Origin of the sequence: Streptomyces katrae, assembly GCF_000966975.1 — a bacterium.
Lineage (GTDB): Bacteria > Actinomycetota > Actinomycetes > Streptomycetales > Streptomycetaceae > Streptomyces > Streptomyces katrae.
Genome location: NZ_JZWV01000831.1, coordinates 1 through 9,511, shown reverse-complemented (window position 1 = coordinate 9,511; position 9,511 = coordinate 1). Strand labels below are relative to the sequence as shown.

13 protein-coding genes are annotated in these 9,511 nt (G+C 71.8%); 2 read left to right on the top strand and 11 right to left on the bottom strand.

All coding sequences use genetic code 11. The features are described from left to right. Together VR44_RS27485 and VR44_RS27480 are read right to left on the bottom strand one after the other, a co-directional pair. A partial coding sequence (locus VR44_RS27485; RefSeq protein ID WP_045950306.1) for a 2,3,4,5-tetrahydropyridine-2,6-dicarboxylate N-succinyltransferase occupies positions 1–510 on the bottom strand: 510 nt, incomplete at its 3' end. 9 nt (positions 511–519) lie between these two features. Then, positions 520–1,797: an MFS transporter gene (locus VR44_RS27480; protein ID WP_045950305.1), complete on the bottom strand. Its 1,278-nt coding sequence runs from the start codon at positions 1,795–1,797 to the stop codon at positions 520–522. Positions 1,798–1,907: 110 nt separating this feature from the next. Between VR44_RS27480 and VR44_RS27475 the strand changes: the two genes are divergently transcribed. Next, a complete protein-coding gene (locus VR44_RS27475; RefSeq protein WP_045950304.1) occupies positions 1,908–2,783 on the top strand; it encodes a winged helix-turn-helix transcriptional regulator in 876 nt (291 codons plus the stop codon). Positions 2,784–2,830: 47 nt separating this feature from the next. Here the strand turns inward: VR44_RS27475 and VR44_RS27470 are convergent, their stop codons facing one another. Further along, positions 2,831–3,370, bottom strand: coding sequence for a TetR/AcrR family transcriptional regulator (locus VR44_RS27470; RefSeq protein WP_045950303.1), 540 nt, complete (start codon positions 3,368–3,370; stop codon positions 2,831–2,833). After that, a complete protein-coding gene (locus tag VR44_RS27465) occupies positions 3,370–3,693 on the bottom strand; it encodes a DMT family transporter (protein WP_045950302.1) in 324 nt (107 codons plus the stop codon). The genes VR44_RS27470 and VR44_RS27465 overlap by 1 nt, the downstream gene beginning before the upstream one ends. A 106-nt stretch (positions 3,694–3,799) precedes the next feature. Here VR44_RS27465 and VR44_RS27460 point away from each other — a divergent pair, with 106 nt between their 5' ends. Continuing rightward, a complete protein-coding gene (locus tag VR44_RS27460; RefSeq protein ID WP_157880417.1) occupies positions 3,800–4,627 on the top strand; it encodes a hypothetical protein in 828 nt (275 codons plus the stop codon). Here the strand turns inward: VR44_RS27460 and VR44_RS27455 are convergent, their stop codons facing one another. The 7 genes from VR44_RS27455 to VR44_RS44245 all read right to left on the bottom strand — a co-directional run. Beyond that, positions 4,628–6,013: a DUF3616 domain-containing protein gene (locus VR44_RS27455; RefSeq protein ID WP_045950300.1), complete on the bottom strand. Its 1,386-nt coding sequence runs from the start codon at positions 6,011–6,013 to the stop codon at positions 4,628–4,630. A gap of 183 nt (positions 6,014–6,196) precedes the next feature. Beyond that, on the bottom strand, positions 6,197–6,541 hold the full coding sequence (locus tag VR44_RS27450) for a metal-sulfur cluster assembly factor (RefSeq protein WP_007263433.1): 345 nt from the start codon (positions 6,539–6,541) through the stop codon (positions 6,197–6,199). Further along, positions 6,538–6,999, bottom strand: a complete 462-nt coding sequence (gene sufU, locus VR44_RS27445; protein WP_045950299.1) for a Fe-S cluster assembly sulfur transfer protein SufU — start codon at positions 6,997–6,999, stop codon at positions 6,538–6,540. Before sufU ends, VR44_RS27450 begins: the two co-directional genes overlap by 4 nt. A gap of 13 nt (positions 7,000–7,012) precedes the next feature. Continuing rightward, positions 7,013–8,269, bottom strand: coding sequence for a cysteine desulfurase (locus VR44_RS27440; RefSeq protein ID WP_045950298.1), 1,257 nt, complete (start codon positions 8,267–8,269; stop codon positions 7,013–7,015). After that, complete coding sequence (sufC, locus tag VR44_RS27435) at positions 8,266–9,030, bottom strand: Fe-S cluster assembly ATPase SufC (protein WP_030846240.1); 765 nt, start codon at positions 9,028–9,030, stop codon at positions 8,266–8,268. The genes VR44_RS27440 and sufC overlap by 4 nt, the downstream gene beginning before the upstream one ends. A gap of 7 nt (positions 9,031–9,037) precedes the next feature. Then, positions 9,038–9,355: a bifunctional 3-phenylpropionate/cinnamic acid dioxygenase ferredoxin subunit gene (locus tag VR44_RS27430; RefSeq protein ID WP_042820167.1), complete on the bottom strand. Its 318-nt coding sequence runs from the start codon at positions 9,353–9,355 to the stop codon at positions 9,038–9,040. Next, the coding region (locus VR44_RS44245) for a SufD family Fe-S cluster assembly protein (protein WP_211275134.1) at positions 9,355–9,511 on the bottom strand (157 nt) is incomplete at its 5' end. The genes VR44_RS27430 and VR44_RS44245, both read right to left, overlap by 1 nt.

The following is a 9,511-nucleotide window of genomic DNA, read 5'->3' as shown; positions in this document are numbered from 1 at the left end:
GATGCGCACGCCCTTGGGGGCGACGTAGTCGGTCATGCGGGGGAACTTGTCGATCGAGGTGACCTGGAGGTGCAGGCCCTCGGCGCGGGCGTTCAGCCGGACCGTCTCGACCTGGTCGACGGCGACCGGGCCGAGCGAGGTCCAGGCGACGTTCGCCAGGAGGCCGAAGACGCCGTCCAGGTTCTGGCCGTGCGGCTTGACCAGGCGGTGGCTGAGCAGGTGCAGGCGCAGGTACGCGTCGTGCGCGTCCAGCGGCTTGTCCTCCAGGGAGGCGATCACGGTGCGGACGGCTACGACCTCGACACCGCGCACCGCGTCCGAGCGCAGGGCCTTGGCCGCGGCGGCGCCGAGGAGCTCCACGGCCTGCTCGGCGGTGAGGCGCTCGGTGCCGGCCGGGCCGGGCTCGGCGGAGAGCTCGGGGGCGGGGAACCAGGTGTCGAGGACGGTGCCGTCGGCGGCGAGGGTGGCAAGTCCGGCGGCGACGGCGCCGGTGGTACGCGTAGCAGTCATGCCCGAAACCTAACCGGCGACGGGCCGCGGCCGCGAACCGGTCTCAGGTGCCGGGCTGACGGCGTGTCGCTCCGCCCCTTCCGGAGCGGGACGCGCGGCCGCGCGGCCCTGCCGCAGCGACAGCCTGATGAGCACCGCCCCGGCGCCGGCGGCGAGCGCCGCGCACAGCGGCCACAGCAGCCAGGGGGCCGCCCCGTACAGGGCCCCGCCGGCCGGCGGGGCGAGGACGGTCCCGCTGACCGAGACCCCCGCGTACAGGCTCTGGAAGCGCCCGACGGCGTGCGCGGGGGCCTGGTCGGCGACGTACGCGGTGGCGGTGGTCTTGTAGAGGATCTCGCCGAGGCTGAGCAGCACCATCATGGCGACGGCGGTCACCGCGCCGGCGCCGAGGGCCAGCGCCGCGTACCCGGCGCCGACGAGCACGAGCCCCGTGCCGGTGACCGCGAGCGGCGGCCTGGTCCGCAGGGCGACGGCGGCGGGCAGCTCCAGCAGCAGGATCACGGCCCCGTTGAGGGCGATGACCAGCCCGAAGGCGCGTACGTCGAGGCCGTGGTCGGCGAGGAAGACCGGGAAGGTGAAGTACTGCTGCCGGTAGACCGTGTCGGCGACGAGGATCGCGGCGAGCAGCACCAGGACGGCCGGCCTGGCCCGCAGTTCGGGCCACACCCCGCCGCGGCCCCGACCCCCGTCCGGGGCCGCGGCAGGGATGCGGGCGGCGCCGCGCGCCGGGACGACGCGGGCGGTCCAGAGGGCGAAGAACAGGGTGCCGAGGCCGTCCGCGAGGAAGAGCCAGCCGTACGAGAGCCCGGCCGCGACCAGGGCCCCCAGCGGCGGGCCGAGGGTGAAACCGCCATTGGACACGCACCGCACGACGGCGTAGGCCTGCCTGCGGGCCCCTTCGGGGACGGTGACGGCCACCAGGGCGGAGTTGGCCGCCCGGACCACCCCGTTGGCGTACTGGGCCAACGGCAGGGCGGCGTACAGCAGCGGGGTCGCCAGCAGCGGGAGGCTCATCAGGGTGAGGCCGCCGAGGGCGGAGGCCGCGAGCAGCACCCGGCGGTGGCCGAAGCGGTCGCCGTACCAGCCGCCGGTGAAGTTCCCGGCGACCAGGCCGATGCCGCCGATGCCGGTGACCACGCCGGCCTGTGCGGCGCCCAGGCCGCGCGGCCCGGTCAGGTAGAGGAAGACGAAGACGAAGGTGAAGCCGACGACGGCGTTGACGAACACCCCCGCAGCCAGCAGCCACACGACCCTCGGTACGTCCTTGAACCCCTGCAGCACACCCATGCCCCCCTTGTCGCGTCCGAGCCGGTCCCCGGGCCCGTTCCGAGTCAGTTCCTTTTGGGAACGGACTATGTCAGCATGACAGCCTGTGGTCAACGGACAAAGGAGTTCCCATGGCCCAGCGCACGCACCTCGGTGACGCGGACTGCTCCATCGCCCAGGCCCTCGACGTCGTGGGCGACTGGTGGACGCTGCTGATCGTGCGCGACACCGCGCGCGGGCTGTACCGCTTCGAGGAGCTCCAGCGGGAGCTGGGGGTGTCCCGGAAGGTGCTCGCCGAGCGGCTGAAGCTGCTGGTCGAGGCCGGGGTGCTGACGCGCGAGCCGTACCAGGAGCGTCCGGTGCGGCACGAGTACCGGCTGACCCCGCGCGGACGGGGGCTGCTGCCGGTCCTGGTGGCCCTCCAGGACTGGGGTGACACCTGGGTCCTGGGAGAGGGAGAGATGACCGCGACGACGGAGGAGTCCTCGAGGGAGGCCGCACGGGTCCACGCGCTGCGGGGCACCCGGCTGCCCGAGCTGCTGCTGCCGGGCCTCGACGGCGAGCCGCGCGACCCGGTGGCGGAGACGCCGTTCACCGTCCTGTACTGCTTCCCGGGCGCGTACGCCCGCGCCGAGTCCTACCCGCCCGGCTGGGGCGGGATCCCGGGTGCGCGGGGCTGCACGCTGGAGTCCTGCACCTTCCGCGACCAGCTCGCGGAGTTCACCGCGGCCGGCGCCACCGTGCACGGGGTCTCGACGCAGCGGCCGGACGAGCAGCGGGAGTTCGCGGAGAAGGAGGGCCTGCGGTTCCCCCTGCTGTCGGATGCGGAGCTGGGGCTGGTCACGGCTCTGCGGCTGCCGACGTTCCGCGCGGCGGGGGTGAGCCGGATCAAGCGGCTGACGTTGGTGGTGGACCGGCAGCGGGTGGTGCGGGAGGTGTTCTACCCGGTGCGGGACATCGAGGCGAGCGTCTCCGCCGCGCTGGCGGCGGTGCGGGCGGCGGAGTAGCGGGGCGGGGAAGCGGGGCCCTCCGCCCCGCGCAGCGGTGGCGTCGGCTACGTGGGGCGCAGGACCCGGGTCAGGAGGTCGCGGGCGTACGGCTCGTCGTACGGCGTGCCCGTCAGGAGGACCTGGAGGCTGATGCCGTCCATGACCGCCACCAGGGCCCGCGCCGTCACCGGATCGGTGTGGTCCGACAGTGCCGCGACGACGGCCTCGCACCACTCGGCGGCGACCGGCCGAAGCGCCGGCCGGCGCAGGGCCGCGAGGTAGAGCTCGTACTCCAGCTCCGCCCGCCCCCGGTCCGCGTCCAGCAGTTCGCCCAGCAGGCGGGCCAGGGCGCCGGCGAGGTCCTCGCCCCCGCGCAGCGCCAGCGCGGGCGCGTACGCCTCGTTGGCCTGCCGCAGGGCCGCCACCAGCAGGTCGTCCAGGGTCTTGAAGTGGTACGTGGTCGAGCCCAGCGGTACGTCCGCCTCCGCCGCCACGCTGCGGTGGCTCAGCCCGGCGATCCCCTTGGCCCCGACCACCCGGATCGCGGCGTCGATGATCCGCTGACGGCGCTCGGGGTCGTACCGGCGCACCGGGGCGGCGGCCATCAGTGGGCCGCCCCGCCCAGGTTGAGCAGGACCACACCGCCGATGACCAGCGCGATCCCGGCGATCTTCGCGGCGGTGGCGGCCTCGCCCATGAACAGCATGCCGATCGCGGCGATGGCGGCGGTGCCGACTCCGGCCCAGATCGCGTACGCCGTGCCCACCGACATCGACTTCAGGGTCTGGGCGAGCAGGGTGAAGGCGATGGCGTAGCCCAGCAGGGTGCCCAGCGAGGGCCACAGCCGGGTGAAGCCCTCGCTGTACTTCATCGCGGTGGTCCCGGCGACCTCGGAGGCTATGGCCAGGGCAAGCAGTACGTACGGCATGTGTACAACAGTACGCATCGATGCGTACACATGTACACACGCAGACCCCGCGACACCGGCGCGCATCGGAGCTACGGTGTCCCCACTCAGGGACAGGGGGCCGCTCATGGCGATGCATCATGGGACCCATCCGGGCGGTGGCCGGCTGCCCCCGGGACGGCCCGGGCCCGGAGTGGTGCCCCTGCGGCCGCTGGGCACCTCGGACATCCTCGGCGGGGCCCTCACCGCCCTGCGCCGTTACGGCGGCACGCTGTGCGGTGCGCTGCTGCTGGGCCAGCTGATGGCCGGGCTGCTGGTCACCGCGGCGGCCGGAGCGGCCACGCTGGCCTCGCTCAGCCCGAGGTCGGGCAGCCGGGTCTTCGTGTGGACCCTGTTCCCGGCGGCGGGCCTGTTCCTGCTGTTCACCTGTGCGCTGGCCACCGCCCTGATCGCGGCCCTGCTGCGCCCGGCGGTGCTCGGCCGCCCCGTCACCGTGCCGGGGCTGCTGCTCTCCGCACTGCCGCGCACCCCGGCGGTCCTCGGCACCCAGCTGCTGGCCCTGCTGGTGGCGGCCGGGCCCTTCGCGGTGCTGGTGGCGCTGGGGGTGCCGCCCCTCGCGGCGCTCCCGCTGCTGCCGGTCGCGCTGTGGCTCGGGGTGCTGTCCTCCCTGGCACCGACCGCCGCCGGGTACGAGGGGCTCGGGCCGGTGGCGGCCCTGCGCCGCTCGGCGCAGCTGGTGCGCGGCGCGTGGTGGCGGGCTCTGGCCGTGACCGCCCCGGCGGTGGTGTTCACCGCGGCGGCCGGGTACGCGCTGCTGCTGTGGTTCGGGCTGCCGGGGGCGCTGTCGGCGCTGGTGCTGCTGCCGGCGTTCCCGCAGCTGCCGGCCGGGCTGCTCTACGTGGACCGGCGGATCCGCCGCGAGCACCTCGCCGAGGCCTTCGCGGCGGACGCCTGATCAGGAGGCGTGTCGGTCCAGCGTGAACCAGGCCGCACGGGCCTTCTTGAACTCGGGGTGCGTGAGGTCCTTGGCCTCGATGCCGTCCCCGTAGAGGTCGGCGGAGCCGCTGTCGGTGATCAGCTGGACGCGCGCGCCCGGTGCCGACAGGTCTGGGACCTCGACGATGGCCTCCCAGCCGCCCGGGTCGGTGGTCGGCAGGTCGGCCCGCTTGACCGGGGCGTGTCCGGCGATCCCGTCCCACTGGTAGAGGGCGTAGGGGTCGGAGTTGTCGTCGGCGGCCCAGGAACCGGCCAGGATCAGGTACTGGTCCTGCGCGTTCTTGCGGATGTCGCGCACGGACAGCCCGCCGAGGTCCAGCTCGATCGCGGAACCGAAGGCGGCCGGGGCCCCGTTGGAGAGCACCCGGTCGAAGTTGGTGACCGGGACGAGGAGCGCCTTGCCGCCGGGGACGGCCGGGGCGAGCGGGGCGCGGAAGCCCACGTAGGCGGTGGTGGTGGAGCCGGGGGCGAACTCCAGGCCCTCCACGTTGAACCCGTCGATCTGCTTGGGCGCCTGGCCCGTCGCCGTGCCCGCCGCGAAGCCGTACCGGTCGCCGTGCGCCTGGTCCCAGGCGACGAGGTCCTCGCGCAGGTGCTTGTACGAGCGCCCGTACGCGAGCTGCGTGGCCGTGCCGGAGCCGCTGACGGTGGTGGTGAACACCGTGTTCCGGGGGGCCTTGTACTCGCCGTCCTTGTTGTTGCCGAGCGAGCCGGTCCAGTAGATGGTGTTGCCGACGCGGGTGGCGCCCTCGATGTCCACCTCCTTGGTGACGCCGAGCTGGGAGCTGAAGTCCCAGGTGCGCACGGGGGCGTCGGAGCGGGAACGGTCGTACAGGCGCAGCACGTTGTTCTCGTCGTCGGCGACCACGGTGTAGCCGCCGCCGACGTCCACGGCGGCCGAGGAGTCCGAGGCGCCGCTGAAGTAGCGGGCGTCGGCCGGGTTCTGGACGGCGGCGGAAGCGGCGTAGGAGAGGGTCTTGGTGGCGGTCTTGCCGCCGAGCCCGGCGACCTTGATCGTCAGGTTGGTGTAGCCGCGGCTGTGCGCGGTCACGGCCAGCCGGCGCACGGCCCCGGTGCCGGTGACCGTGACGTCGCCGGTGCCCGCGACGGAGGTCTTGCTGGAGGCGGAGGCGCTGACGGTCAGGGCGGAGACGTCGGCGCCGCTCTGCCCGACGGTGACGTCGACGGTCTGGTCGCCGACCCCGTTCACGGAGCCCGACAGGTAGCCCGCGGACAGCGAGATGGTCGGGGTCCCGTAGGTGACCGCGTGCGCGGGCATGACCGTGGCGGCGACGATCAGCGCGGCGATCCCCGCGGTGCTCGCGATACCGAGCTGCTTCTTCATGGTGGCGTCCTCTCCCTCAGGGCGTCACACCGTGACGGCCGTCGAGAAGATTCGGCCCTCCTGGCCAACTTCCGGTGCACACCGGCCGTCCGCCGGAAGAACCCGGAAGAACGGGAAGGGCCCCCGGACACAGGGAGGGCCCCCGGCACGACCGTGCCGGAGGCCCTCCTGTGACCGCGTGGGTCAGACGTTGAAGCCGAGCGCGCGCAGCTGCTCACGGCCGTCGTCCGTGATCTTGTCCGGGCCCCACGGCGGCATCCAGACCCAGTTGATGCGGAGCTCGTTGACGATGCCCTCCGTCGCCGACTTCGCCTGGTCCTCGATGACGTCCGTCAGCGGGCAGGCCGCCGAGGTCAGGGTCATGTCGAGGGTGGCGATGTTGGCGTCGTCGATGTGGATGCCGTAGATCAGGCCCAGGTTGACGACGTCGATGCCCAGCTCGGGGTCGACCACGTCGTAGAGGGCCTCGCGGACCTCCTCCTCGGTGGCCGGCTTGATCGACGCCTCGGGCGTCGCGTTCTCGGTCATGCCGTCTTCCTCTCCGCGTCGCCCAGCACCTGGGCGGTCGCGTCCTTCCACGCCATCCAGCTCAGCAGAGCACACTTCACACGCGCCGGATACTTGGAGACACCGGCGAACGCGACCGCGTCCTCCAGCACCTCCTCCATCTCCTCGTCCGGCTCGATCTTGCCCTTGGACTGCATCAGCTCCAGGAACACGGCCTGGATCCTCTGCGCCTCGGACAGTTCCTTGCCGACGAGCAGCTCGTTCAGCACGGACGCGCTGGCCTGGCTGATGGAGCAGCCCTGGCCCTCGTAGGAGACGTCGGTGAGCGTCTCGCCGTCGTACTTCACGCGGAGCGTGATCTCGTCGCCGCACGTCGGGTTGACGTGGTGCACCTCGGCGTCACCGTCGCGCAGGCCACGCCCGTGCGGGTGCTTGTAGTGGTCCAGGATCAGTTCCTGGTACATCGAATCCAGCTTCACAGCGTCCTCGTCCTCAGCCGAAGAAGTTCCGTACGTGCTCCAGCCCGTCGATCAGCGCGTCGACATCGGCGGGAGAGGAGTACAGGTAGAAAGACGCTCGCGTGGTCGCGGGAATTCCGTAGCGCAGGCAGACCGGGCGCGCGCAGTGGTGTCCCACGCGGACCGCGATGCCCTGCTCGTCGAGGACCTGGCCCACGTCGTGCGGGTGGATGTCACCGAGGGTGAACGAGATCGCGGCGCCGCGGTCCTCGGCCGTGGTGGGGCCGATGATCCGCAGGTCGGGGACCTCCAGGAGGCGCTTGACCGCGTACTCGGTGATCGCGTGCTCGTGCGCGGCGATCTTGTCCATGCCGATCGAGGTGAGGTAGTCCACGGCCGCGCCGAGGCCGACGGCCTGGGCGATCGGGGGCGTACCCGCCTCGAACTTGTGGGGCGCCGGGGCGTACGTCGAAGCGTGCATCGACACGGTCTCGATCATCTCGCCGCCGCCGAGGAACGGGGGCAGGTCCTCCAGGAGCTCCTGGCGGCCCCACAGGACGCCGATGCCGGTCGGGCCGCACATCTTGTGGCCGGTGAAGGCCACGAAGTCGGCGCCGAGCGCCTGCACGTCCAGCGGCATGTGCGGAGCGGCCTGCGAGGCGTCGATCAGCACCAGCGCGCCGACCTCCTGCGCCCGCCGGACGATCGCCTCGACCGGGTTGATCGTGCCCATGATGTTGGAGACCAGCGTGAAGGAGACGATCTTCGTCTTCTCCGTGATGACCTCTTCGATGTTGGACAGGTCGAGCCGGCCGTCGTCGGTGAGGCCGAACCACTTCAGCTTCGCGCCGGTGCGCTGCGCGAGCAGCTGCCACGGGACGATGTTGGAGTGGTGCTCCATCTCCGTGATGGCGATCTCGGTCTCGCGGTCGACCCGGTAGGGCTCGTCCGCCCAGCCGAGCATGTTCGCGACCAGGTTGAGCGACTCCGAGGCGTTCTTGGTGAAGATCACCTCGTCGCGGCTCGGCGCGTTGATGAAGGCGGCGACCTTGTCGCGGGCGCCCTCGTACAGTGCCGTGGCCTCCTCGGCGAGCACGTGCACGCCGCGGTGGACGTTGGCGTTGTGCCGTTCGTAGTACTCGTTCAGCGCGTCGAGCACCTGGCGCGGCTTCTGCGAGGTCGCCGCGTTGTCCAGGTAAACGATCTTCTTCCCGTCGTGGACCACACGATCCAGCAGGGGGAAGTCCTTGCGGATCGCCTCGATGTCGAGGAGGCCAGGCAGCTGTGTCACGCGGTCGCGCCACCCTTCACGTACTTGTCGTAGCCCTCGTTCTCGAGCTGGTCGGCGAGCTCGGCGCCGCCGGACTCGGCGATGCGGCCGTTCGCGAACACGTGCACGAAGTCGGGCTTGATGTAGCGCAGGATGCGCGTGTAGTGGGTGATCAGCAGGGTGCCGACCTCACCGGTCTCGCGGACGCGGTTGACGCCCTCGGAGACGATGCGCAGGGCGTCGACGTCGAGGCCGGAGTCGGTCTCGTCGAGGATCGCGATCTTCGGCTTGAGGAGCTCCAGCTGGAGGATCTCGTGGCGCTTCTTCTCACCGCCGGAGAAGCCCTCGTTGACGTTGCGCTCGGCGAAGGCCGGGTCCATCTGGAGCTGCTCCATGGCGGACTTGACCTCCTTCACCCAGGTGCGCAGCTTGGGGGCCTCGCCGCGGATGGCGGTGGCGGAGGTGCGCAGGAAGTTGGAGACCGAGACGCCGGGGACCTCGACCGGGTACTGCATGGCGAGGAAGACGCCGGCGCGGGCGCGCTCGTCGACGGACATCTCCAGGACGTCCTCGCCGTCGAGGGTCACGGTGCCACCGGTGATGGTGTACTTCGGGTGACCGGCGAGGGAGTACGCCAGGGTGGACTTGCCGGAGCCGTTGGGGCCCATGATGGCGTGCGTCTCACCCTGCTTGACCGTCAGGTCGACGCCCTTGAGGATCTCGCGGGCGCCGTTCTCGGCCTCGACGGAGACGTGCAGGTCGTGGATTTCAAGCGTTGCCATGGGTACCTCAGGACTCCTGGGTGAGGGAGACGAGCACGTCGTCCCCTTCGATCTTTACGGGGTAAACGGGGACGGGGCGCGTCGCGGGCAGACCGGAGGGCTTGCCGGTGCGCAGGTCGAAGGCCGACCCGTGCAGCCAGCACTCGATCATGCAGTCCTCGACCTCACCCTCCGAGAGCGAGACGTTCGCGTGCGAGCAGATGTCGTTGATCGCGAACACCTCCCCCTCGGTGGAGACGATGGACACCGGCGTGCCGTCGAGTTCCACCCGCTTGGGGGTGTTCTCCTCCAGCTCGCTCAGCGCGCAGGCCTTGACGTACGTCATCAGACGGCCGCCGCCAGCTCGGCCTCGATCTTCGCGATGAGGCGCTCCTCGATGTCCGCGACACCGATCTGCTGGACGAGCTCGGCGAAGAAGCCGCGCACGACCAGGCGGCGGGCCTCGTCGGCGGGGATGCCGCGGGCCTGCAGGTAGAAGAGT